The following is a 25,135-nucleotide window of genomic DNA, read 5'->3' as shown; positions in this document are numbered from 1 at the left end:
TTTTGTCTTATAAACTATAATTATATCATTAAACGTCAATTCTTTTAATGGTAATTTAATAAATATTATAACCTCTTTAAGCGCAAAAATCTCCATTATCACATTGAATTATCTTTTGATAACTGTAATAATGGAGATTTTTCATCAACCAATATAAATTATTCTTATTTTATATTTAAAAATTCTAATATTTTATCTTCATCATAATTTAAAACTAATTCTTTAGGAAAATCATTATCTGTTATTATTTTTTCTGCATATTCAAAGTTGCCTACATCATAACATATGTGTGCATCACTACCCATTATTACGCTAACATCATACTCTTTACAGTACTTAAGCAATTCTTTAACATTTTCCCAAGCACCTTCTCTAAAAGTATTTGGCTTTAAAGATGAATTATTAACTTCAAATACAATATTTTTTTCCTTAGCTGCTTTTACTACTTTTTCATAATCTACTGGATATCTACTATCATCTAAATGTGCTACTATTTTTACTTTTTCATGATCCATAGCTTTTATTACAGCATTTGTATTTTCTTCTTTAGTTCCTGCTGTAATACATGGTGGATGTAAACTAACTAACATATAGTTCATATGAACCACCATATCAGGTGTTACATCTATATTCCCATCATAATCTAATATATTTGCTTCAATTCCTTGAATAACCCTTACTCCGTTAATTTCCTTAGGTATAACATGAACATTTTGGAAATAATAAGCATGAGGAGATGACGGCATATCAGGAGCATGTTCAGATAAACCTATATATTTAAGTCCTGCTAATCTTGCAGCTTCTACATTTTCTTTAATAGTGCTGTATGCATGTCCACTTACAAGCGTATGCGTATGTAAATCAATTAAAGCTTTCATATAATTGTCCTTTCTCTATAAATTAAGTACAAGATATATCTTTAAATATACCTTGTACTTGTTATATTATTTTTGTAAATTTTTAAACTTATCTTTAAATAATTCTCCTAAACTACCTAATGAGTCTTCTGTTTCTAGGTATTCAGAATAATCTTCTTCAGGCTCTCTATTTGCTTCTTTTATAGATAAAACCATTCTTCTATTTTTAGGTTTAAAATCTATTACCATAGCGTTAATTGTATCACCTATATTAACTACACTACTAACTTTTATAACTCTTTCTTCACTTAATTCAGATATAGGTAAGAATGCATCTACACCTTCTCTTATTTTAACTATTGCACCTTTTTCTATTATTCTAACAACTTCACCACTTACAATATCATCTAATTGAACATCTTGTTTTATTAATTCCCATGGATCATTATTTATATCTTTTAAAGCTAATGCAAACTTTTTATTTTCTTTATCTATATCAAGAACATAAACTTGTACCTCTTGACCCTCTGATAACATATCTTCTACCGATTCTACTTTTTCCCAAGATAAGTTATTTAAGTGAAGTAATCCTTCTATACCTCCGATATCAACAAAAGCTCCGTAAGGCATTAATTTGCTAACTTTACCTTCTCTTTTTTGACCAACTTCTAAAGAATTAAATAACTCTTCTTTTTCTGCTTTTACTTTTGCTATATGAGCTTCTTTCTCTGCCTTTATTCTAGCTCTTTCAGCCTCTTTTTCCGCTTTTATTCTAGCTCTTCTTTCTTCTCTTTCTTTATCTAAACGTTCTTGTAATACTTCTCTGTGTGTTGCAACTATTCTATTTTTCTTAGCATCTAATTCTTTTATGTATACTTCTAAATTTTTACCTACATAATTTTCTGTTTTTTCAACAAATTTAGTATCTAATTGAGATATAGGTATAAATAAAGTTTGTGTGTTATGTTTAGCAAAAACTCCTCTTTCTATAGCTTTTTCTACTTGAACAGTTAATATTCTATGTTCATTGAAAGCTTTTTCTAAATCTGAGTAATCTGCTTTTTCATCTAACTGCAATTTTGATAAATTTATTATTCCATCTTTTTGATAAACTCTAGTTATAACAGCAGTTATTTCATCTCCTACATTGTATACGTCGCTAGCATACTTACCTTTAGGTAAATTTAATTCTTCATTTTTTATTACTCCATCAAATCCGTAGTTTAATTCTACAACAACTTCATCGTTAGATATTTTAGATATTTTACCTGTTATAATTTGACCAGCCTTAACTTGATTAAATTCTTGTTCTTGCTGTTCTAATAATTCTTGCATAGTTAAATTATTTGTCATAATCTATTCGTCCTTTCTTATTAATTCTTTTATGAATATTATACCATTATTACTTTACATTTTTTAACCTTTATCAAAATATTTTCTATTATAATACCACTTTAACTTCATCTTTAATTTCTATAGTATCAGTAGTTACATTACAATCATAAGCTAATATATTTACTCCATTTTTTTTAGCAATTCTAAGCGCATCTCCTAGCTCTTTGTGCATTTTATCATTCGGTGTAAAATATTTAATATCACTCATTTGTACCACAAAAATTATATATGATAAGTATCCATCATTTGAAGCTTTAATTAGTTCATTAATATGCTTTACGCCTCTTTCAGTTTTTGCATCAGGAAACATTACTATATCGTTATCTTCTAGAGTAACACCCTTTACTTCTATAAAAGCTTTCTTATTCTCAGTTTCTAGATATATATCAAATCTAGAATTTTCATACGTTTTTTCTGGTTTTATATATATAATTTCCTCATCAAGTTCTGGCAGTACTATTTTATTGTTTTTTAACCCTTCATATACAACTTTATTTGGTACTTGCGAATCCATATTTATCAATCTGTCATTCTTTTGAACAGATATTAAAGAGTATTTTGTCTTTCTATTTGGATTATCACTTTCTTCTAGATACACTACGCTATTAGGTATTAATAACTCTTTGCATTTTCCGGTGTTTTTAACATGTACTTTTTCTATATTATTATCTATTTCACAATAAGATATAAATCTATTTGGCCTTTCTAAAAATTTTCCTTTAACAATGTTATTATATTTCATTTCCTTCTCCTTATAAAAATTCACTTCGCTTGAACGACGTATCGACGAAATACTTAATGTTACTAACAATATAACGCTTACTACAGCTTATAATATAATTTTTTACAATTTAGAGGTTGTTTATATTACTTTTATTTATAGGCTATTCATAAAAAATTTCATATCTTAATTTACTTATACTAAAAAACTCTTATGTATATTATATATCCATAAGAGTCTTTTCATTAACCTAATTTATACTTGGCGTTTCATTTTCAACAAGTTTATTTTCATTTTTATACATTACATTTAATGTTTTCTTATAAAATACAATAAAGCATATAGCAGTAATTAATACTGCTATAATATCTGCAACTGGTTCAGCTAAAAGTACAGCCAATAATTTCTCTTCCATTATAATTGGTAATATAAATATTAGTGGTACTAATAATATTACTTTTCTAAGTAATGCTAAAAATAAAGATATTTTTGCTTGACCTAGTGCCAAGAAGGTGCTTTGACATGCCGCTTGTATTCCAAAAATAAAAATTCCTGCAAAATAAATTTTTATTGACCATGACGTTATTTCTAGTAATAATGGATCATTATTAAATACCTTTACTACCATTTCAGGCGCCACCATCAATATTAAACACATAAAAAATGTATATGATAAAGTTACAAGTACTGTATATTTAAAGGTCTTTTTTACCCTATCTATATTTTTTGCTCCATAATTATAACTAATTATTGGCTGTGCACCTTGAGTTAATCCATTAGCTGGAAGTAATATCATTTGCATTATACTACTCATTATAGTCATAGCTCCTACAGCTAAATCTCCACCATATTTTTGTAGTTGACTATTTAATGAGACTAAAACTAAACTTTCAGTACTTTGCATTATAAAAGGTGCTACCCCTAATGCAAAAACTGGTTTTATAGTTTTTGTATCTATTTTTAGATATTTTTTTCTTAGCTTAAGTATTGTTTTTTTACCAGTTAAAAATCTTAATACCCACATAGCTGATACAGCTTGAGCTACTATAGTTGCAACAGCAGCACCTTTAACTCCCATATTAAATCCAAATATAAGTATAGGATCAAGAATTATATTTATTATTGCTCCTATAGTAACAGTCATCATTCCTATTTTTGCAAATCCTTGTGTATTTACAAATGGATTCATACCTAGCGCTATTTGCACAAATACAGTTCCTATAAGATATATACCTAAATAATTCGTAGCATATTCTATAGTACTTTCACTTGCTCCAAACTTCCATAATATAGGTTCCTTAAAAACCATAAATATAACAGTTAATATTGCTGCTATAATCAATAATGAAGAAAAACTATTAGTCATTATTTTTTCTGCTTCATCATTATCTTTTTCCCCCATTTTTATTGCTGCAAGTGGGGCCCCTCCCATTCCAACGAATGCAGCAAATGCAGATACTAAAAGAACTATTGGAAATGCTACTCCGATACCCGCCATCGCAACCTCACCATTTTGCATTCTACCTATAAATATTCTATCAACTATATTATATAAAACATTTACTAATTGAGCTATTATTGATGGTGTTGCTAATTTTAGTAAAAGCCTACCTATACTCTCTTTACCCAAATCCGTAGTTGAATTTGACATAATCTCACTCCCTTTTTTCTATTTATTACGTTTGATATCTTCGATATAATCTATATTAAATTTAGGATTATATTATATAATATTATACTTTGAATTTATTTCCATCTATTTTAATATATTATCTTCTCAATTAAATATATAAGACCCTCTTTAAATTTGGTATCATCATCTTTCGTTCTTTTTTTTGGGCCTTTTGTTCTTTGCCCTGAGTTTCTTATTTTTTTAGATAAGTGTCTTGTAAATAATAATTGATCTATATTTTCATTAGAATATATCAATCCATTTTGATTTATAGGATAACCACCTTTAGATAATACCATCGCTGCAAGCCCATAATCTTGAGTTATTATAATATCATCTTTACTCATTTTATTAACTAATGCAAAATCAACAGAATCAGAGCCCTTTGATAATATTACTGTTTCTACTCCTACTTTATTAATTATATGAGATGTATCACACATTATTACAGTCTTAATATTATATTTTTTCCCTAAGTTTATTGCTATATCTACTACTGGACATCCATCTGCATCTATTAATATTTTCATATTATCTCCTTTTATATAATTTTATTACAACATAAAAAATTCGCTTCGCTCATGTCGCCAACGACTTCGTCCGTTGCTCAAAATCTTTTTTACGCTCTAAACCAATTTGTTGATATTACTTACATTCAGAATTTATCCACATTTTTTTAAGTATTATAATATCCTTAAGCGTAAAAAAAGCCTTAATCATAAGATTAAAGCTTCTTAACTGGAGGCGACATCCAGATTCGAACTGGAGATCAAGGAGTTGCAGTCCACTGCCTTACCACTTGGCTATGTCGCCATATTATTTATACTATTATTGTATATTTATTACCACATTTTTGCAACTACTTTTTTGTTAAAATTTATTTATCTAATATATAGATTGTCCAATATCATCCTTATTTATAATACATTTATAAATTTTATGATATAATAATTTAATAATTTTTATTTATAATATAAAATATATTTTTTAATAGAAGGTTAGGTGTATATATGTTTAAAGATAAAGATAAGGATGAAATATTAGAACTATTTAAAGGATATAATTATCAGTTAATTAACTTTAATAAAAATGATATTGTAGCACTAGAATATGAACCTTGTAATAAAATTGGTTTAATTATCTCTGGTATTATTGATATCAAACGAATGTTATCTAGCAATAATACTATTCACTTATCGTCTCTTTCATCTGGAAGTTTATTTGGTGAAGTAATAGCTTTTTCTGATATAAATATATACCCAGCAACGGTTATATCAAGCACCTCAAGTGAAATTATGTTTATAAATAAAATTGATTTTATAAAATTTTGTACTGATAATACTACTTTTCTTAATTGTTTTTTAAATGATTTAACTAATAAAATAATCACTCTCAATAAATCTATAACAACATTATCATTAACTAGTATACGTCAGAAAATTAGTAACTTTTTACTTAATGAGTATAAAGTACAGGGAAGTATATTTATAAAACTTAATATGACCAAACAAAAGTTATCTGAAATTTTAGGTATTCCTAGACCATCTCTATCTAGAGAGCTTATAAATATGAAAGAGCTTGGAATAATCGATTACTCTAGAGATTTTATAAAAATATTAGATAAAAAAAAGTTAGAAGATTTACTAACTCAATAAAGCCACAAAGTATATTTATTGCTTTGTGGACTCTTTTATATAATCAAGATATTCAAATATAGTTATATGTGTGAGATTCTTTTCATTCTCTAATAAATTTGATACTGTAACTCCTAGAAGTCTTATTTTTCCTTTATTACTTTCAAGATTCTTAACTAGATTATACACACTAGTTCTAATATCTTCAGCTTTATAAATAGGATGTTCTAAGCTAATACTTCTAGTTATCTTTGTGAAATCATCGTATTTTACTTTTAAAGTTATTGTTTTTCCCACTTTATTTGAATGTTTCAATCTATTAGATACATCTTCACAAATCTCACTAAGTATATCTAAAACTTCCTCATCATTCATATCTAAGTTGCTACTTAATGTAGTTTCAGATCCAACTGATTTTCGTTCCCTATAAGGCTCAACTTTCCTATCATCAACCCCTCTAGCTAACTGATAAAACACATATCCTCTATTTTTAAATATACTTTCCAATTGATTAATACTTAGCTGTCTTAAATCATAACCATTGTTCACTCCTAGATTACGAAGCTTTCGTTCTGTGACATTACCTATCCCATGAAATTTATTTATAGGTAATGTATCTAAGAATTCTTGCTTATCTTCAGGAGTTATTACCTTTAATCCATTCGGTTTATTATAGTCTGATGCTATTTTAGCTAAAAATTTATTGTATGAAACTCCTGCTGATGATGTTAATCCTGTTTCTCTTAATATGTCGTCCTTTATCATTTTAGCCACTTGAGTTGCATACTTTATTCCTTTTTTATTATTGGTAACATCTAAATATGCTTCATCTAGGGATATTGGCTCAACCAAATCTGTATATCTATAAAAAATATCTCTTATTTGTCGTGATACTTTTTTATATACATCGAATCTAGGCCATATAAAATATGCATAAGGACATCTCTTATACGCTACACTAGATGGCATAGCAGAATGAATTCCATACTTTCTAGCCTCATATGAACATGTTGCTACTACTCCTCTACTATGAGGATCGCCTCCAACTATTACAGGTTTACCCTTAAGTTTTTTATTGTCTCTTTGTTCTATAGATGCATAAAAAGCATCCATATCTATATGAATTATCTTTCGGATTTCTTCCATATGCATCATCCCTTCATAAAATAAATAAGCTTATTTTTAACATTTTTTAATTTCCTCTTGCAAAATATAGTAAAAACATTTAAAATAGATATTCCAAGGAACTAAGTTAATTAATTTCTTGATAACCGTATATTTATATTTATTTTTGATTATTATTTAATAAGAAAGACCATAATACCCCGTAGGTAATATGGTCTTATATTTTCTATTTTATTAATTAGCGTAATAAAGATTTTGTGATGGATATTCAGGATCACTTGTAACATCTATTCCAAGTTCTCTAAATGTTTGCTCATCATTCTTACTTAATATAGTAGTTGAGTGTGCTTGAGCTCCTTTTAATAAAGGTAATTTGTCAAGTACAACTTGAGCTGTTGGATTTGTAACAGCACATATACTAAGCGCAGTCAATATTTCTTCACAACTTAACTTTGGATTTCTACTTCCTAATGTTTTAGTTTTTAAATTTACAATTGGTTCTAATATAGCTGGAGATATTAGGTGTAATTCATCATCTATATTAGCTAAAGTTTTTATAGCATTTAACGTTACTGCTGCTGTTGAGTTCATTAAATCAGACCCTTTGCCTGTAATTACCCTTCCATCAGTTAATTCTATCGCTACCACTGGGCATGCATCATTTTTATCAGCATTTTCTTTTAACTTATTGCTGTAATCCCTAGCAGGAATAACTACCGTTCTATCTTCAGGCTTTAAGTTAAGCTCTTCCATTATCATCTTTATTCTTTCATAAGCTCCTTTATCAACTTGTCCTTTTTTATATTCACAAGCTGTTTTAAAGTATCTTCTTATTATTTCTTGTCTTGATGCTTCAGCCACAACTTCATCATCTATAATACCATATCCTACTCTATTAACACCCATATCTGTTGGTGATTGATATATAGACTCTTTTCCAGTTATCTTTTCTATTATTTTTTTAAGAACTGGGAATAATTCTAAATCTCTGTTATAGTTAACTGCCATCTCTCCATACTTTTCAAGATGGAATGAATCTATCATATTTACATCTTTTAAATCAACTGTTGCCGCTTCATAAGCTATATTTAAAGGATGCTTTAAAGGTACGTTCCACACTGGGAATGTTTCAAATTTAGAATATCCAACAGCATTACCTCTTTTATTTTCATGGTATAACTGACTTAAACAAGTTCCTAATTTCCCACTATTTGGTCCTGGAGCTGTTACAACAACTATAGGCTTAGTAGTTTCTATATATGGATTTGCTCCATATCCTTCATCACTTACTATTGTATCAACATCTGTTGGGTAACCTTTTGTTGGAGCATGTTTGTATACCTTTATACCTCTACGTTCTAATTTATTTATAAAAACTGTTGTAGCAGGTTGTCCTTCGTATCTTGTTATTACAACACTGTTTACATCTAATTCATAACTTCTTAAATCGTCAATTAATCTTAAAACTTCCATGTCGTAAGTAATACCGAAATCACCTCTTATTTTATTTCTTTCGATATCTCCTGCATAAACACAGATTACAACTTCTACCTTTTCTTTTATATGTTGCAAAACTTTTATTTTTGCATTTTCATCGAATCCTGGTAAAACTCTCTTTGCATGTAAATCTCCAATTAGTTTACCACCAAACTCTAAATAAAGCTTATCAAAGTTGTTAACTCTCTCTAATATATACTTTGACTGCTCTTCTAGATATTTTTTATGATCGAATCCTATCTTCATATCTACACCTCACTAAATTATTTAATTTTGATAACCGTATATTTATATTTATTTAGTGTGATAATTTTATATCTTATCTACACTTTAAGACTATATTATACATTCAAGTTGCTACTTTTTCAATATTAAATTATATTTATTTAAATACTTGTTTATTATAATCATTATGTATTTTTTATAAAAATTTTATATTGTATAAAAGTATATTACAAGTATTCTAATACATCATTTAGTTCAAAATATCTTTCAATAAAATAAAAAATTCGATTCAATCATATCGCCAACAACTTCATCTGTACTAAAATATTTTTACGATAAAATCTACTCTATTAATATTACTTGCATTCCAAAGTTATATATATTTTTTAAGTATTATAATATTATTAAACATAAAAATAGAGGTACTTTAGTACTTAATGATACTAAAATACCTCTATTATATTATTTCATTAAAATATTAGCATCCACATCCACCAAATAAATCTCCTGATGCACAAACTATTAATAATAATATTAAAAATGGTATCCAAGCACATATATCTATATCTGCCCAAACATCTTGAAATGCTAAGAATAAGAAGAATAATACTATTATCCACCAAGCTCCACCAAAGAATCCACCTTCACCAAAAAATCTGTCTAACATCTTAAATCCCCCTGTTGTAATTAATTTATAGAGTTTTTTACTCTTAATCTATACTATGAAAACTTATTCAATTTTGTCATTATTTTATTTAGGTTTATTTCGATACAAATCTACAGTCCTAAATAAAGTTAGCATTTATAATTTCTTTTATTATTTTACTTATTCTACTTCACTATTAATAAAATATTTTCTTAAATATCCATAATTATAGGAAACACACTTGGTCTTCTTTTTGTTTTATGATAAAGTAGTTGCTCTACAGACTTTCTAACTCTACCTTTTAAAACTTGCCATTCTAATATATTATTCCCTAAGCAAATTTCTATCTCTTCTTTTGCTACATCTTTTATCTTATTTATAAGATTTTCAGATTCCCTTGCATATATAAAACCTCTTGTTATAATATCTGGCCCTGATACTATACTGTATGTTTCCTTATTTATAGCAACAACTATTGTAACCATACCATCTCTAGCTAAGTCTCTTCTATCTCTTAAAACTATATTACCTACATCTCCAACACCTATTCCATCTACAAATACAACGCCTGTGTGCACTTTTTCAGTTGCTATAGCTTTATCCTGAGAAATTTCTAAAACTTGACCAGTTTCTAATGTAAATACATTTGATTTATCCATTCCTAATTTTAAAGCTAAATCACTATGATGTTTTAGATGTCTATACTCCCCATGTACAGGCATAAAGTATTTAGGCTTTACTAGTGTATGAATTAACTTCAATTCTTCTTTATATGCATGTCCTGATACATGTATTTCTTCTAAATCTTCATATATTACTTCCACACCTTTTCTATATAGTTGATTTATTACTCTAGATACTAACTTATCATTTCCTGGTATCGGTGATGCAGATATTATAAATAAATCATCTTGTTCTATAGATATATGTCTATGTGACCCATAAGCAATTCTAGATAACCCTGCCATTGGCTCTCCCTGACTACCAGTAGTTATTATTGTGATCTTATCACTTGGATATCTATTTAAATCTTCAATACCTATAATACTTTCTTCTGGTATATGTAAATACCCAAGGTCCATAGCAACATTTGATATATTTTCCATGCTTCTTCCACTAAAAACTATTTTTCTATCATATATCATAGATGCATCTGCTATTTGTTGCATTCTATGTATATTTGATGCAAATGTAGCTACAATAACTCTACCTTTTGCGTTAGATATTATTCTATTTAGAGTTTCTCCTATAATTTTTTCAGATAAAGAATGCCCTGCTCTTTCTACGTTAGTACTATCTGCCATCAAAAGTAAAACTCCTTCTTGCCCAAGCTGTGCTATTCTATTTAAATCCATAACCTTTCCATCTATTGGAGTATAATCTATTTTAAAATCACCTGTATGTAAAACTGTACCTATAGGAGTATGTATAGCTAAAGCACATGATTCTGCTATACTATGAGTCACTCTTATAAATTCTATAGCTAGTTCATCTAATTTAATTAATTCACCGGGTCTTATCGGATTCAAATTAGATTTAGATAGCATATTATGCTCTTTTAATTTGTTTTTAACTAATCCTATTGTAAGTTTAGTCCCATATACAGGTATATTTATTTGTTTTAATATATAAGGAATTGCTCCTATGTGATCTTCATGACCATGCGTTAAAAACAAACCTTTTACTTTATTTTTATTATCAAGTAAATATTTTATATCTGGTATTACTAAGTCTATCCCATACATATCTTCATCTGGAAAAGATATACCACAATCAATCACTATTATTTCATCTTTATATTCTATAGCAGTTATATTCTTACCGATTTCTCCAAGTCCTCCTAATGGTATTATCTTTAAACTTTCTTTTATCATATTCTCTACCTCTCACTATATTATCTATATTAATTTTACGTATTAAAATTATGTTCTTTTATCAATGTTCAATATACTTATCTAAAATTTCGATTTCCTTATACTTTTAGTTTTTCCTAAGTATCATACATTAATTCTTATTTTTATTTATTAAAACAATACAAGATTTATGGATATTATTTTATATTTTACAAAAACTACTATTGGAGGTGTTTTTATGATTAACTTAAGTATAAAAGAAAGAATGTTATTAGAAGATGAAAAATCTCATGAGCAACTATGTGTTGACAAGTATAATGAGTATTCAAATAAAGCATACTGCCCAGAGCTTAAAAACTTATTTTCTCAACTTTCTCAAAAAGAACAACAACATCTAGATTCTATCAATCAATTACTAAATGGAATAGTTCCAAATATAAACCAACAACAAGACTCTCCACAAGGAAGTCAACAAAATAGTTATAATCAACAGTCGATAAATCAACAATTTATAAATCAATCTCCTATAAATTTAGGATCTAACACTTATAACGAACATGATAAAATGCTTTGTAATGATTCACTATCTACTGAAAAATTTATATCCGCTACATATAATACTGCTATATTCGAATTTAGAGATAAAAATGTAAGACAGGTATTAAATCATATTCAAAAAGAAGAGCAAGAACATGGAGAAAAAATCTATAATTATATGGCTAGTCATGGTATGTATCAAGTTCAATAATATAAAGTAATTAATAAGTGGTCCTTATTTAAATATATTTTAAATAAGGACCTTTTATATATTCATTTTTATAAATATAATACATTTTGATATTTAAATTTAGTTATTGAAAATACGAGCCTTTATAATATCTTGAATATCTACAATAGATTAACTAGTGCAACAAATATATGTAATTAGATTCTATAACAAAAGGTATCTCTATAAATTAGAGATACCTTTTGTTATGCTATTTCATAATAGCATTATATTCTGATTTATCTTTAGGTACTTTTATGTCACCCTTTTTTAGCTTCTCAATTTCTTCATTCACATAATCTAATATATCTTTTGGGACTAAATTTTTAGTAGTAGGAGCTATCCCTATAGCATCTTGATCTAAGCCATACACAGTAGTTGTTCCACCTTCAAAATTTCCATCAACTAGATTTTTAACTGTTTCATAAACACCAACATCTACTCTTTTTATAGCTGATGTTAAAACATTTTTTGGTGCTAAATCACTTTGATCTCTATCCACGCCTATTGCATACTTATTTTTTTCTTTAGCCGCTTCTATTGCTCCGGTTCCAACATCTCCACCTGCAATAAATATTATATCTGCGCCCTGACCATACATTTGATTTGCTATTGCTTTTCCCTTTGCTTGATCTGTAAATGAGTTTGCAAATTGATCTTGTATTTGTACATTAGAATTAGCATTTTTTACTCCAGCCATATATCCGTATTTGAAAGTATCTATAACTGGTATCTCCATTCCACCTATAAATCCTACATTATTAGTTTTAGTCATTTTACCAGCTATTAATCCTACTAAATATGCAGCTTCCTGAGAATTAAATAATATAGATTTTACATTTTTTATATCACTTGGTAACTCTTCATCTACGATAGCAAACTTTTGATTTGGATATAATCCGGCTCCTTCTTCTATAGCTGAAGCTAATTTCGCACCAACTCCTAATATTAAGTCTACATCTTCATCTACAAATGTTTCTATATTAGTAGCATAATCTGAGTCTTGTTTTGATTCTAAATATGTAACTTCTACTCCTAATTCTTCTTTAGCTTTTTGAAGTCCTTCCCATGCACTTTGGTTAAAACTTTGATCATTTACACCGGCTACATCAGTTATCATACCTATTTTTAATATAGCTTTTTCATTACTTGCATTATCCGAATCATCTTTATTTTTACCCGAACATCCTATTAATAAAGATATTGATAGTACTACTGACATTGCTAGCGATACTATTTTCTTTAATTTCATATAATAACCTCCACACATAATAGTTCTTTTTATGAAAGTAATTATCAAATAAGATTACACTTTATTATTAGAGCTATTATGTTTTATCATATTAGATATTTTTTATTTCATATAATTTGTAGTTTATATAAGTTTTATAATATCTACTAATTCTTCCTAAATAATTTAACCTACTGATATAATAAATATTCATACATTATGTATTCTTAACGTTGATTTAAAAGTTTAAGTTATATTTTCTAGAATTCTTATCATAAGATTTAATATACAAAATATTATCAATATAAAGGTTGGTGCTATATGAATAAAATAGTTAATTTTCCATACAATTTTGGAGCTATAGCAAGATTAGATTCTGATAACATCGTTCATAATCATATCTATAATCAGTGTCCTATAGGGAGAGTTGATGACAATAATTTTATTTATGATAACAATAATAATGTAGTTGGTAGAATTGACGAAAATGGTATAGTTCATAATCATTATATAAATAATAGCCCTATTGGGAAAGTTTCAGAAGATGGTTTTATAATTAAAGGTAATACTGTAGTTGGAAGAATTGACGGTGATAATCCATTATTAGCCGGTGCAGCTTATCTTTTATTAATTTACGGTAATAGATAAAGATTCTAAGGCTCTTTTTATTTCTAAACATTTTAGCCTTATATACTATTATTATTGAGTAACATATGATAGATAATTATATATTATATATACTTTTTTTAATTACTAATATTAAAAAAATAAGCAGATTATAATTATAATCTGCTTATTTTTTAGCTATCTTACAAATTGCTTTATAAAATCTATCATCATAAGCTTAAATATACCACTATAATCTACTATTTGAGCTATTTGATTATTATTTGATGTTTGACTATTGTAATTTGCTATTTTAAATGTAAGATATCCATTTTCTTCATTTATTATATATCCTATATCTCTTGTATTAGATATTTCAACATCTCCCATATCTATATCTAAATCTTTTATAACCTCATTATTCGCACATAATATACCTTGTGAATAGCTATTTATATCTGTACCAAACACAACAAATTTAGTATTAGTTTTTCCATCTGCTTTTATATACAATCTAGGTGTTAGTTCACTTTGTTTCATATCTATAGCTATTAAATTTTTATTTATAGCCTCATCTAAATTTTCACTTACAGTACTTATAAATTTATCCATATCAAACTTATCATTTTCTATTTTTAGTATATTTAAATTTTCTAAGTTTTCTTTAGGTATATAACTTACTACATTTTCAAATACATGATATATATCTTTTATTTCATATCCTTTTTTTATATAATTTTCTTTTACTTCATATTCTTCATCAAATTCAGCTAATAGCTTAGGTAGTTCTTCCTTAGTTTCTGCATTTTTTATGCTAATTACAAATGGTATTACTTTGCTTGGCTTCATTAAAAAAGTTTCTAAAGGTTTTATTGTTTCATTTGCTTCCTTCACATCATTTTCTTCAAAGGCTGCATCTATACCATCTTCTAAAAAAGCTACCTCAACTTCCATTTCATAATCGTCTAAATCTATTATGTTAGTTCCCGCTGGATATAATACTATTAATTTACTTTTGTCGTAGACATATCCAAATGCATAATCTATCTCTAATTGTTTTTTCATATGTAATCTCCTTAACTTAAGTTCTCTAAATATATTAACATAGTTAGATTATATTTTATAGTATGCCCATCTACTTTTCTAAAATATATATTAAATGAATTTACTCATGTTATCTACTTGCATAAAATACTTTTACAACTCCATGTACAGAGTTTATTATGTGTCTTATAAAAATTGAAATAATTATAATTACTCCAAATAACCCTGACATAGGATATATTATATTAACAAGCATTGAAAATGGTAACCTTGACCCTATAAATCCTATAACCGTACAAAATAAAGCAATAAGTGTGAACTTAGATGTTTTTTCTTTTGAAAAACTATCACATACACTCCAAAGTAAAGGAACCGCTGTTGTGTATATTCCTGCAATAAGCATAAACGAGAACATCATTCCTACTATAGGACCAATATTTTTAGCCATATATAATGTAGGTATTTCTGTTATATATGTATTTTGTATATCAGACATTATCCCCATATTTAAAGTCATAGCTGCAATCATAAATACTATGCCTCCTAGAATTCCTCCCCATATACAATTTGTCTTATTTGTTGCAGTTGCACCAACTCCTACTAAAAATGGTGTAGCAATTATTAGATTTAGACCACTATAGATAATTGCTGTCATCCACCAATTATCTATCGCTTTTGTTATGTTTAATGTTCCTATTATTTCATCAGCTATACAAAATGAGTCTATATTTCTAGATATGGTCACAGTTCCAACACCTATAGATATTATTGCTATCATCGGACCTATATTTCCTAATATGCTTATTACTTTATTTATACCTAGAAGAACTGAACATAACGTTATTATAGCTAAAATCAACGATCCAATATTTTTACTTATTCCATAATATTGATTTATCGATGCTCCTGCTCCAGACAACATAATCACAAAACTACAAAAGAAAAATATTGGCATAAAGCCTTTAAATAATTTTCCTATATGCTTTACACATAGATATTCAAATATATCATTACTCGACTTTAAGTTTTTCTGATTTCCAATTTCAAGTAAACTCGCTCCACAATAAGCCATTATCCCCATACATATAATATTAGATAATATACTTATCATTCCATGCGCTGAAAAAAATTGCATAATTTCTTGTCCTGTAGCAAATCCTGACCCTATGCATACTGAAATATATGTACCTGCTAATTTTAAAATTTCTTTAATATTAACTTTACTTTTCATACTCTATCCTCCTAAGTGCACCTCTCTTCTAAATATATATGCTTGTTCGGTATATTAATACTAAAATTCTTACTTACTCTATATTCCAAATAAAGTAAAATATAATATATGGTTTTTAAATAATAAAAATAAGGTATATGTAAAATACATATACCTCAACTTGTAGACACTCTAAATTTTAAAGTACATTTTTATATTAAATTCTTTCTTTTATCTTATTATTATATTCATCTAAGTTTAAATCTTTTTCACTATTGGCAATTATTAATGTAACTATATTATCCCCCATTACATTTACAGTTGTTCTAAACATATCTATAATTCTTTCAACACCCATAATTAAACCAATTCCTTCTAGGGGAAGTCCTACAGATGTAAGAACCATAGATAGCATTATCATACCAACACCTGGAACTCCTGCAGTTCCGATAGATGCTAATGTGGCAGTAAGAACTATAGTTATCATAGAATTTACTCCAAGATCTATACCATATATCTGAGCTATAAATAATGCTGCAACACCTTGCATTATAGCTGTTCCGTCCATATTAATAGTAGCTCCCATTGGAATTGTAAATGATCTTGTAGTTTTCCCTACTCCTAACTCCTCCATTATTTCTAAACTAACTGGAACTGATGCATTACTAGAAGCTGTTGAGAATGTTACTGCAGCAACTCGTGCAAATTTACTTAAAAAAGGTTTAATGCTTTGTTTTGCAAATATTTTAAATAACCCACCATAAACCATAGTAACATGTATAATCATTCCTAATAACACTACTAATATATACTTTAGAAGTGCTATTATAGCTTCACTTCCAACTGTAGCAAATGTATTAGCCACTAATGCAAATACACCATATGGTGCAAATAACATTATTAAATTTACCATTTTCATACATACTTCATTCGCACTTTCAAATATAACTTTTATTGGTTCTGCATTTTTTCCAACTATATTTAAAGCAACTCCTGTTAATAATGCAAAGAATATTACTTGTAACATTTCACCATTAGCTAAAGATTGTATCGGATTCGTAGGTATTATATTTAATATTATATCCACTAATGATTTTGCTTCTCCAATTGCGACTTCCCCTGACATCATATTACTCATATCTAAACCTTCACCTGGCTTAAGCATTATTCCTAAAAATAGTGCTATAATTATAGCTATTGCAGTTGTTAATAAGTAAAACAACATCGTTTTTCCACCAATTCTTCCTAACTTTTTTACATCTCCCATAGATGCAGTTCCACAAATTAACGAAACAAACACTAATGGAACTACCATCATTTTTATAGCAGCTGTAAATCCATTACCTAGTATTTTTAAAAATCCATCTAAAATAACAGTATCTTTTATATAACTTGATGGTATATGTTTTAAAGATATTCCAAATATAAATCCTAAAAATAGGCCTATTAAAATTTTACCTGTTAATGTACTCTTTTTCATTATAATTCCCCCCTATACGAACTTTTTTATTTGCTTAATTATATTATATACAATTTCTTTTTTATTGTACATAAAAAAATAAACTACATATCCAATTGTAGTTTATTTTAATTGATTTTATTAACTTATTTATCGTTTTTACTTTATTTTATTTATTAGTATGTAATTACGCATTTTTATTTAATTCGTTTTATTTAAAATTCATTAATATATATTTTTTTACTAAAAAGGTAATTCTTCAATAGATAATCCCCTTTCTTTGTCAACTTGATTAAATAAAGTATTAGAATTATAATAATTCGCCTCTGTCTCTCCTACTGTTGCAATATTTTTATTTTTAGAATCTAAAAATCTAAAAGAGTTAGCTCTAACTCTAGTAATATATCTATTTTCTCCATTTTCATTTTTATACTTATCAGCTATTATTTTGCCCTCTATACCTACCATCTTACCTTTTTCCATATATGTGCAAAAAATTTCAGCTTGCTTACCCCAAATTTCTATATTGATAAAATCAACTTTGCTTTCACCTTGTAAATTTTTATATCCTCTATCTACAGCTAAAGAAAAATTAGTTAATGCATTATTCTTTTCGCCTACATATCTTAATTCTGGGTCTTTAGTTAGCCTACCTACTAAAACTACATTATTCATATAATACCGCCTTTTAATATATATTTTCAGTAAGATTATAAACAAAGATCTATGCGTTTATACAAATAAAGAGACAGTTATTTAAAATTAAGGCTATGTTAGCTAACTTCGTGATTAATTATATATAACATAGGCTATAATATAGATATAAACTATATTTCAACTAATTTACAGGAAGGATACCTAATATTATGTCAAAAATAGATATAAAAGCTATGATAAAAGATTTAAAAAAGAATGAACTTACAGAGTTAATTTCAGTAGCACAAGAAGTATTAAGTACTTTATTTAATTCTTTTGAAATTAGAGATAATGTTAAAGAAAGTAGATTTTCCAAGGGATACGAATGTCCAAAATGTCAATGTAAAGATGTAAATAAAAATGGGAAATCTAACGGAAGACAAAGATATATTTGTAAACGTTGTCGCACAAGTTTTGATGAGTTTACTATGTCTCCATTCTCTAATACAAAATTAGGCTTAGATAAATGGTTAAAATACTGTGAATTAATGATATTAGGACTTTCTATAAGAAAATGTGCTGAAGAAGTCGGAGTAGGTGTTAAAACGTCTTTTTACATGCGTCATAGGATACTTGATGTAATCAATCTATCATTAAAAAATGATAAGGTTGAAGGTATAGTTGAAGTAGATGAATGCTTTATTAAGGAGTCTTTTAAAGGCAATCATTCTAAAAGTACTACATTTGTAATGCCTAGAAACCCTAGAAAAAGAGGTAAAGGTAAAAATGATAAGAAGAAAAGAGGAATATCAAAAGAGCAGATTTGTATAGAGACAGCAATTGATAGAAAAGGAAATATCCTTATTAGTGCTGTTTGTAACGGTAAAATTACAACAAATCAAATAGTTAACTTCTTTGACAATAAAATATGTGAAGAGACTACTTTTTGCGTAGATTCACATAAATCATATATAGGAATAAAGGACAAGTTGAACATAGAATTAAAGCAAGTTCCTAGAGGAAAATCAATGATAGATAGTGTTTATCATTTACAGCATATAAATGCTCTTCACAGTAGTTTTAAGAGATGGTTAATGCCTTTTAATGGTGTATCCACAAAATATATCAACAATTATTTGGCTTGGTTTAAATTTCTCCAACTAAGTAAGAAGAATAAAAAGGGTGACCGAATTAAAGATATGCTAGTGAATGTAGCTACTAAGGATACATATGTAACTAGAGAAACTATTAGAAATAGATTCATTGAGTTAACCTAAAATAAGGAACTTTACTTCAAATTAATGAAACCATTTTGTAATTGGAAAATAATTGAATATTTTGTATAATATAATCAAGTTCGCAATTGTTATATTATACGAACTATTGTTCTAGCATGATTAGAAAATAAAGAAAATAAAAGGGGGATATCTATTATGAAAAAAATAATAACAATGCTATTATTAATAGTAACTTCAATCATATTTATTGTTGGTTGCTCAAATTCAAAAAATTCAGATAAATTATATATAGGAAACTGTCCTGACAATATGTTTGGAATGGGTAAAAAATACTATATAAATAATTTAGAAGATGGGAATTATGAAATTGAATTTACTGCTAAAGAATATGAATATGGTGCTCTAAAAGAAGAACATGTATTATATAAATCAACTATAGAACACAATAGAAACAATAGTACACTAAAAATTGGAGTTACTGATGGAGATAAAACAGACTGTAATCTTAAAGTTATAATAAATGATTCAGAATATGGAAGTGGTACTTTAGACTTTTTAAAAGATGCTTATGATACAGGTATAGCACTGTCAACTTTAGAGGAAGATAAATACTTTAATTTAGATGATGAAGTTGTGATAGCTCTATATAGTATTGGTGGAGAAAATAATAGCACCGAAAGTTTAAATATTGATAAAGAATTTGAAATAGGTAATAATAATCTAAAAGATTTGGTAGTGTATGTGAAACTACATAAAATTAACTAACAAAAATATATGTATATGTGGTAATGCTAATATATTTAGCTATTTCCATACTTATTTTATCATACAATTGATTAATTATATAAATTAAAATAAACGCACAATTTTAATATATTACGAATAATTTATAGTAAGTTATAAAAGCAACCACATCTTAGAATTCAATGTATTGAAAAATCTAAGGTGTGGTTCTTTTTATGCAATATTTATCACGAAGAGGGCTAACATAGCCAAAATTAAAAATAACTGTCTCTTTATTTATATATCTATACTTCAATATGATTTGTTACATTAAATATATTAAAAGACTTAGGACTTATTTGTAAATTAAATTCTTCACATTCCTTAGATATAAATTCTAAATATTTGTTAGAACTATATTTAATATCTACTATTTCTAATGTATTTTCTTTTATATCTATTGATATGTTTTTATTTTCTAAACTTCTATTAACTAATATTAACATTTTTTCATACTTATCATTAAATCTAATATATCCAAACACATCATCATCATTTGTATCTATAAATTCAGTATCTCCATTAATCAATACATTATATTGTTTTCTTGTATTTATTGATTGCTTGTAAAACTCTATCATATTCTCATCTTCATTCTTCCAGGGATATGTCTTTCTATTGTCAGGATCTGTACCTCCACAAAGACCAGCTTCATCACCATAATAAATATATGGCACTCCTTCAAAAGTCATTTGAGTAGCTACAGCTAATTTTACCATAGCTTCATCATAATTTAATTCTGTCTTTATTCTAGGTACATCATGTGAGCTAATCAAATTTAAATTAGCTTTAAATGATTCTTTTGGATAATTTTCTTTTATAGTCATAAATTTATTATTTAATTCTTTTGAAGTTATATTTCCTTTCAAAAATGAAACTATATTGTCTCTAAATGGATATCCCATTACTGAATCTAATTGATTTCCAACAAGATAACTTCTTCTTTCGTTATAACTTATCTTATTAGACGCATCTTCCCATACTTCACCTATTAATATAGATTCAGAATCATTTTTTTTCAACTCTTTTCTAAATTCCTTTATAAACTCAGTTGGTAATTCATCTGCTACATCTAATCTCCAGCCTTTAATTCCCATAGAAGTCCATTTATTTATAACACTATCTTCTTCATATATAATATAATTCATATAACTCTTATTAAGTTCGTTCACATTGGGTAAATCCTTAACGCCCCACCAACATTTATAATCATCTGGAAACTCGTTAAAAGTATACCATGAGCTATATTTAGAATCCTTTGATTGGTATGCACCTACTTCATCATAATTCCCAAACTTATTAAAGTATTTGCTATCCGCTCCAGTATGACTAAATACACCATCTAGTATTATATTTATTCCCTTTGTATTAGCTTTCTCTATTAATTCTTTTAGTATTTCTTCATCTCCAAACATTGGGTCTATTTTTTTATAATCTCCAGTATTATACTTATGATTACTTGGAGATTCAAATATTGGATTTAAGTATATTATGCTAACACCCATCTTACTTAAATATGGAAGCTTTTCTATTATACCTTTGAGATTTCCTCCATAGAAATCCCATCTTATTATATCATCATTTTTATCTCTTATATACATAGGTGTATCAGACCAATTTGCATATATAAAACTATTTTCTTTTGGATTACTCGGCTTTTTATTTCTATTTCCGTTATTAAATCTATCAACGAATATATTATACATTATGCCTTCTTTATACCATAATGGAATTTTAAAATCTTCATGAACTGTTATCTGATATTTATTTAAGTTTTCATATGAATATTCACAAACATTCCCGTCGTTATAATTCTTTCCATAAAATAACTTTCTATTATTTCCATTTATATCTACTTCTACTTCAAAGTAATAAAAATATAATCCAGTTTCATTAAATTTATTAAATTCGCCTTGATAATATTTTTTACTTTCTCTTACTAAATCTACTTCTCCAACTTTATTATCATCTTTTAATATAATCCACTTTATATTTTTTAAATTATAGCTTTCATCTGCCTCTACTGATATTCTTATGTCTTGGTTTATTTTTATGGCTCCAAATGGAGTCTTATTTTCCCAAGAACTATAGTTTATTATATTACTCATTTCCCTCACACCCTTTAAACCAAATGTCATGTGCATATTCTGCTATAGTTCTATCACTTGAGAATACACCTGAATTAGCTATATTTATTAAGGCCATTTCATTCCACTTATCTTTATTTTTATACAGCTTATCTATCTTTTCTTGAGCTTCTATATAATTCTCTATATCTCTAAGAACAAAATATTCATCATTATAAGTTATTAAAGAATCGTATATTTCTCTACCTTCTTTTTCCATATTTGGTATAAATCCATTTATTAGATCATCTACAACTCTTTTTATATTTCTATTAGAATTATATAAATCTAAAGCTGAGTATCCTCCAAATTTATTGTAATTTAATACTTCATTTGCACTCAGACCAAATATAACTATATTATCTTTACCTACTTGATCAAATATTTCTATATTGGCACCATCTAATGTAGCTAAAGTTATAGCTCCATTCATCATAAACTTCATATTACCTGTTCCTGATGCCTCTTTAGTTGTCGTTGATATTTGTTCACTTACATCAGCTGCAGGTATTATAAGCTCTGCTATTGATACTCCATAATTTTCTATGAATACTACTTTTATTTTATTATCTATTCGTGGATCATTGTTGATTTTATCTGCTAAAGAATTTATGAATTTTATTATACATTTTGCTAAATAATATCCAGGTGCTGCTTTAGCCCCAAATATAAATGTTCTTGGTTCCATATCAAAGTTAGGATTTTCTAACAATTCATGGTATAAATGTAATATATGAAGTGCATTTAATAATTGTCTTTTATATGCATGTAATCTTTTTACTTGTACATCAAATATTGAATTTGGATTAACATCTATATCATACTTTTCTTTTATAAATTTAGCTAATCTCTCTTTATTGCTATATTTAATTTCACCTATTTTTTCTAATACATCTTTATTATTTCTATATATTTCTAGTTCTTTAAGTTTATTTGTATCTGTTTTCCAATCTTCAGATATTAATCCTGTAATAAGATCACTAAGTTCACTGTTAGCACTTATTAACCATCTTCTATGAGCTATACCATTAGTTTTATTATTAAATTTTTCTGGTTCATGCTCATAAAAGTCTTTTAGGACTTCCTTTTTAAGTAACTCTGTATGAAGTTTTGCAACACCATTTACACTATGGCTACCTACTATAGATAAATTAGCCATTTTTATATCATTATTATCAATAATACTCATTCGATATATTTTTTCATGATCATATTTACGTTCTTCTAATTCATTCACATATCGCTTATTAATTTCTTCTATAATCATGTAAATTCTCGGAAGTAATCTTTTGACCATTTCTTTTGGCCATCTTTCCATAGCCTCTGTCATTATTGTATGATTTGTATAAGATATAGTATTTATAGTTATATCCCAAGCTTCATCCCATGATAGCCCTTCCTCATCTAATAATATTCTCATTAATTCAGGAATACAAAGAGTAGGATGAGTATCGTTTATGTGTATAGCAACTTTTTCATTTAATTTTTTTATATCTAGTTTCTTTTTCTTATACTTTCTTATTATATCTTGTATACCTGCACTTACGAAGAAGTACTCTTGCTTTAATCTTAATAATCTACCTGCATAATTAGAATCATTCGGGTATAAAACTTGCGAAATTTCCTCTGCATAGTATTTATATTTTAATGCATCTTCATAGCTTCCATATGAATTTCTAGCATTTACAGTTAATGGACCAAAATCTCTACTTAAAACTTCACTCTTAAATAATCTAAGTGTATTTATAGAGTTATTACCATACCCTATTATAGGTATATCATACGGCATAGCCATTATTGGTAAATAATCAGTATGGTTAACTTCAAGTCTTCCATTTTTATCTATTAAATTCACATTTCCTTCAAACTTAACTACTATAGCTTTATTTGGTCTTACCGTCTCCCAAACATATCCACCTTGAGTTAACCAGTTATCAGGTACTTCAACCTGATAACCGTTTATAAATTTTTGTTCAAATAAACCATGTTTATATCTGATACCATATCCATGACCACTTATATTTAAAGATGCCATCGAGTCTAAAAAACAAGCTGCCAATCTACCTAATCCACCATTTCCTAGCGCTGGATCTGACTCGGCATTTATTAAATTATCTAAATCTATATTAAGCTCTTTCAAGCTTTCTCTTACTACATTTTCTATTCCTAAATTTAGTAAATTAGATTTTAATTGTCTACCTAATAAAAACTCTATACTAAAATAATATACTTCTTTTTGAGAATCTAGTTTGTTATCTACCCATTTTTTAGATATTATATCTTTTATAACACTACATAAAACATTTAATAATTGCTCATCTGTAGCATCATTTATGGATTGAGCATACAAACTATACATTTTAGTTTCAAAACTTTGTTTAAATTTGTTTTTATTTATTTTAGCCAATATC

At 27.1% G+C, this 25,135-nt stretch carries 21 protein-coding genes and 1 tRNA gene; 5 read left to right on the top strand and 17 right to left on the bottom strand.

Going from position 1 to position 25,135, the window contains the following annotated elements:
• Positions 1-164: 164 nt before the first annotated feature.
• The 6 genes from CRIB_RS01605 to CRIB_RS01580 all read right to left on the bottom strand — a co-directional run bounded on the left by CRIB_RS01605 (position 165) and on the right by CRIB_RS01580 (position 5,458).
• On the bottom strand, positions 165-878 hold the full coding sequence (locus CRIB_RS01605) for a phosphatase (RefSeq protein ID WP_180702822.1): 714 nt from the start codon (positions 876-878) through the stop codon (positions 165-167).
• 66 nt (positions 879-944) lie between these two features.
• Entirely contained in the window at positions 945-2,210 is a 1,266-nt protein-coding gene (locus CRIB_RS01600; RefSeq protein WP_180702821.1) for a 30S ribosomal protein S1, read from the bottom strand.
• A gap of 88 nt (positions 2,211-2,298) precedes the next feature.
• Positions 2,299-2,994, bottom strand: a complete 696-nt coding sequence (gene sfsA, locus CRIB_RS01595) for a DNA/RNA nuclease SfsA (protein ID WP_180702820.1) — start codon at positions 2,992-2,994, stop codon at positions 2,299-2,301.
• Positions 2,995-3,223: 229 nt separating this feature from the next.
• Positions 3,224-4,624, bottom strand: coding sequence for an MATE family efflux transporter (locus CRIB_RS01590; RefSeq protein WP_180702819.1), 1,401 nt, complete (start codon positions 4,622-4,624; stop codon positions 3,224-3,226).
• A 110-nt stretch (positions 4,625-4,734) separates the two neighbouring features.
• Entirely contained in the window at positions 4,735-5,175 is a 441-nt protein-coding gene (locus tag CRIB_RS01585) for a YaiI/YqxD family protein (RefSeq protein WP_180702818.1), read from the bottom strand.
• A gap of 209 nt (positions 5,176-5,384) precedes the next feature.
• Positions 5,385-5,458 (bottom strand) — tRNA-Cys (locus CRIB_RS01580).
• A gap of 197 nt (positions 5,459-5,655) precedes the next feature.
• Here CRIB_RS01580 and CRIB_RS01575 point away from each other — a divergent pair.
• Positions 5,656-6,300 carry a Crp/Fnr family transcriptional regulator gene (locus CRIB_RS01575; protein ID WP_180702817.1) on the top strand — a complete coding sequence of 215 codons (645 nt, stop codon included), beginning with the start codon at positions 5,656-5,658 and terminating at the stop codon, positions 6,298-6,300.
• Between the two features lie 15 nt (positions 6,301-6,315).
• Here CRIB_RS01575 and dinB read toward each other — a convergent pair whose 3' ends face one another.
• The 4 genes from dinB to CRIB_RS01555 all read right to left on the bottom strand — a co-directional run bounded on the left by dinB (position 6,316) and on the right by CRIB_RS01555 (position 11,646).
• Positions 6,316-7,425 carry a DNA polymerase IV gene (gene dinB / locus CRIB_RS01570; protein ID WP_180702816.1) on the bottom strand — a complete coding sequence of 370 codons (1,110 nt, stop codon included), beginning with the start codon at positions 7,423-7,425 and terminating at the stop codon, positions 6,316-6,318.
• A 213-nt stretch (positions 7,426-7,638) separates the two neighbouring features.
• Positions 7,639-9,147 (bottom strand): DUF1846 domain-containing protein, encoded by a 1,509-nt coding sequence (locus CRIB_RS01565; protein WP_180702815.1) that lies wholly within the window; start codon positions 9,145-9,147, stop codon positions 7,639-7,641.
• 457 nt (positions 9,148-9,604) lie between these two features.
• Positions 9,605-9,793 (bottom strand): hypothetical protein, encoded by a 189-nt coding sequence (locus tag CRIB_RS01560; RefSeq protein ID WP_180702814.1) that lies wholly within the window; start codon positions 9,791-9,793, stop codon positions 9,605-9,607.
• A gap of 191 nt (positions 9,794-9,984) precedes the next feature.
• Complete coding sequence (locus CRIB_RS01555) at positions 9,985-11,646, bottom strand: ribonuclease J (protein WP_180702813.1); 1,662 nt, start codon at positions 11,644-11,646, stop codon at positions 9,985-9,987.
• A 217-nt stretch (positions 11,647-11,863) separates the two neighbouring features.
• Here CRIB_RS01555 and CRIB_RS01550 point away from each other — a divergent pair, with 217 nt between their 5' ends.
• Entirely contained in the window at positions 11,864-12,373 is a 510-nt protein-coding gene (locus CRIB_RS01550) for a spore coat protein (protein WP_180702812.1), read from the top strand.
• Between the two features lie 229 nt (positions 12,374-12,602).
• On the opposite strand, the gene CRIB_RS01545 is transcribed toward CRIB_RS01550, so the two are convergent.
• Positions 12,603-13,643: a BMP family lipoprotein gene (locus CRIB_RS01545; protein ID WP_180702811.1), complete on the bottom strand. Its 1,041-nt coding sequence runs from the start codon at positions 13,641-13,643 to the stop codon at positions 12,603-12,605.
• 300 nt (positions 13,644-13,943) lie between these two features.
• Here CRIB_RS01545 and CRIB_RS01540 point away from each other — a divergent pair, with 300 nt between their 5' ends.
• Complete coding sequence (locus CRIB_RS01540) at positions 13,944-14,270, top strand: hypothetical protein (RefSeq protein ID WP_180702810.1); 327 nt, start codon at positions 13,944-13,946, stop codon at positions 14,268-14,270.
• A gap of 156 nt (positions 14,271-14,426) precedes the next feature.
• Here the strand turns inward: CRIB_RS01540 and CRIB_RS01535 are convergent, their stop codons facing one another.
• From CRIB_RS01535 to CRIB_RS01520, 4 genes are all read right to left on the bottom strand, one after another.
• Positions 14,427-15,293 (bottom strand): hypothetical protein, encoded by an 867-nt coding sequence (locus tag CRIB_RS01535; RefSeq protein WP_180702809.1) that lies wholly within the window; start codon positions 15,291-15,293, stop codon positions 14,427-14,429.
• Between the two features lie 109 nt (positions 15,294-15,402).
• Positions 15,403-16,503 (bottom strand): YkvI family membrane protein, encoded by a 1,101-nt coding sequence (locus CRIB_RS01530; protein ID WP_180702808.1) that lies wholly within the window; start codon positions 16,501-16,503, stop codon positions 15,403-15,405.
• A gap of 196 nt (positions 16,504-16,699) precedes the next feature.
• Complete coding sequence (locus CRIB_RS01525) at positions 16,700-17,962, bottom strand: dicarboxylate/amino acid:cation symporter (protein WP_180702807.1); 1,263 nt, start codon at positions 17,960-17,962, stop codon at positions 16,700-16,702.
• 222 nt (positions 17,963-18,184) lie between these two features.
• Positions 18,185-18,616, bottom strand: coding sequence for a single-stranded DNA-binding protein (locus CRIB_RS01520; protein WP_180702806.1), 432 nt, complete (start codon positions 18,614-18,616; stop codon positions 18,185-18,187).
• A gap of 191 nt (positions 18,617-18,807) precedes the next feature.
• Between CRIB_RS01520 and CRIB_RS01515 the strand changes: the two genes are divergently transcribed.
• Both CRIB_RS01515 and CRIB_RS01510 read left to right on the top strand, forming a co-directional pair.
• Complete coding sequence (locus tag CRIB_RS01515) at positions 18,808-19,854, top strand: IS1595 family transposase (protein ID WP_180702805.1); 1,047 nt, start codon at positions 18,808-18,810, stop codon at positions 19,852-19,854.
• Positions 19,855-20,010: 156 nt separating this feature from the next.
• Positions 20,011-20,580, top strand: coding sequence for a hypothetical protein (locus tag CRIB_RS01510; protein ID WP_180702804.1), 570 nt, complete (start codon positions 20,011-20,013; stop codon positions 20,578-20,580).
• Between the two features lie 263 nt (positions 20,581-20,843).
• Here the strand turns inward: CRIB_RS01510 and CRIB_RS01505 are convergent, their stop codons facing one another.
• Complete coding sequence (locus CRIB_RS01505; RefSeq protein WP_180702803.1) at positions 20,844-22,706, bottom strand: glycoside hydrolase family 13 protein; 1,863 nt, start codon at positions 22,704-22,706, stop codon at positions 20,844-20,846.
• Positions 22,699-25,083, bottom strand: coding sequence for a glycogen/starch/alpha-glucan phosphorylase (locus CRIB_RS01500; protein ID WP_243633590.1), 2,385 nt, complete (start codon positions 25,081-25,083; stop codon positions 22,699-22,701). The genes CRIB_RS01505 and CRIB_RS01500 overlap by 8 nt, the downstream gene beginning before the upstream one ends.
• Positions 25,084-25,135 lie beyond the last annotated feature (52 nt).

Origin of the sequence: Romboutsia ilealis (assembly GCF_900015215.1) — a bacterium.
Classification (GTDB): domain Bacteria; phylum Bacillota; class Clostridia; order Peptostreptococcales; family Peptostreptococcaceae; genus Romboutsia; species Romboutsia ilealis.
The sequence above is the reverse complement of the archived record's forward strand: the minus strand, read 5'-3'. Positions and strand labels throughout refer to the sequence as shown.

Bases quoted from the DNA above. Each gene is read 5' to 3' on its own strand.
- CRIB_RS01530 (WP_180702808.1), bottom strand. From the start codon at position 16,503: ATGAAAAGTAAAGTTAATATTAAAGAAATTTTAAAATTAGCAGGTACA.
- dinB (WP_180702816.1), bottom strand. From the start codon at position 7,425: ATGGAAGAAATCCGAAAGATAATTCATATAGATATGGATGCTTTTTAT.
- CRIB_RS01605 (WP_180702822.1), bottom strand. From the start codon at position 878: ATGAAAGCTTTAATTGATTTACATACGCATACGCTTGTAAGTGGACAT.
- CRIB_RS01590 (WP_180702819.1), bottom strand. From the start codon at position 4,624: ATGTCAAATTCAACTACGGATTTGGGTAAAGAGAGTATAGGTAGGCTT.
- CRIB_RS01550 (WP_180702812.1), top strand. From the start codon at position 11,864: ATGATTAACTTAAGTATAAAAGAAAGAATGTTATTAGAAGATGAAAAA.
- CRIB_RS01545 (WP_180702811.1), bottom strand. From the start codon at position 13,643: ATGAAATTAAAGAAAATAGTATCGCTAGCAATGTCAGTAGTACTATCA.
- CRIB_RS01505 (WP_180702803.1), bottom strand. From the start codon at position 22,706: ATGAGTAATATAATAAACTATAGTTCTTGGGAAAATAAGACTCCATTT.
- CRIB_RS01500 (WP_243633590.1), bottom strand. From the start codon at position 25,083: ATGTATAGTTTGTATGCTCAATCCATAAATGATGCTACAGATGAGCAA.
- CRIB_RS01520 (WP_180702806.1), bottom strand. From the start codon at position 18,616: ATGAATAATGTAGTTTTAGTAGGTAGGCTAACTAAAGACCCAGAATTA.
- CRIB_RS01535 (WP_180702809.1), bottom strand. From the start codon at position 15,293: ATGAAAAAACAATTAGAGATAGATTATGCATTTGGATATGTCTACGAC.
- CRIB_RS01560 (WP_180702814.1), bottom strand. From the start codon at position 9,793: ATGTTAGACAGATTTTTTGGTGAAGGTGGATTCTTTGGTGGAGCTTGG.
- CRIB_RS01510 (WP_180702804.1), top strand. From the start codon at position 20,011: ATGAAAAAAATAATAACAATGCTATTATTAATAGTAACTTCAATCATA.
- sfsA (WP_180702820.1), bottom strand. From the start codon at position 2,994: ATGAAATATAATAACATTGTTAAAGGAAAATTTTTAGAAAGGCCAAAT.
- CRIB_RS01585 (WP_180702818.1), bottom strand. From the start codon at position 5,175: ATGAAAATATTAATAGATGCAGATGGATGTCCAGTAGTAGATATAGCA.
- CRIB_RS01565 (WP_180702815.1), bottom strand. From the start codon at position 9,147: ATGAAGATAGGATTCGATCATAAAAAATATCTAGAAGAGCAGTCAAAG.
- CRIB_RS01555 (WP_180702813.1), bottom strand. From the start codon at position 11,646: ATGATAAAAGAAAGTTTAAAGATAATACCATTAGGAGGACTTGGAGAA.
- CRIB_RS01575 (WP_180702817.1), top strand. From the start codon at position 5,656: ATGTTTAAAGATAAAGATAAGGATGAAATATTAGAACTATTTAAAGGA.
- CRIB_RS01540 (WP_180702810.1), top strand. From the start codon at position 13,944: ATGAATAAAATAGTTAATTTTCCATACAATTTTGGAGCTATAGCAAGA.
- CRIB_RS01600 (WP_180702821.1), bottom strand. From the start codon at position 2,210: ATGACAAATAATTTAACTATGCAAGAATTATTAGAACAGCAAGAACAA.
- CRIB_RS01515 (WP_180702805.1), top strand. From the start codon at position 18,808: ATGTCAAAAATAGATATAAAAGCTATGATAAAAGATTTAAAAAAGAAT.
- CRIB_RS01525 (WP_180702807.1), bottom strand. From the start codon at position 17,962: ATGAAAAAGAGTACATTAACAGGTAAAATTTTAATAGGCCTATTTTTA.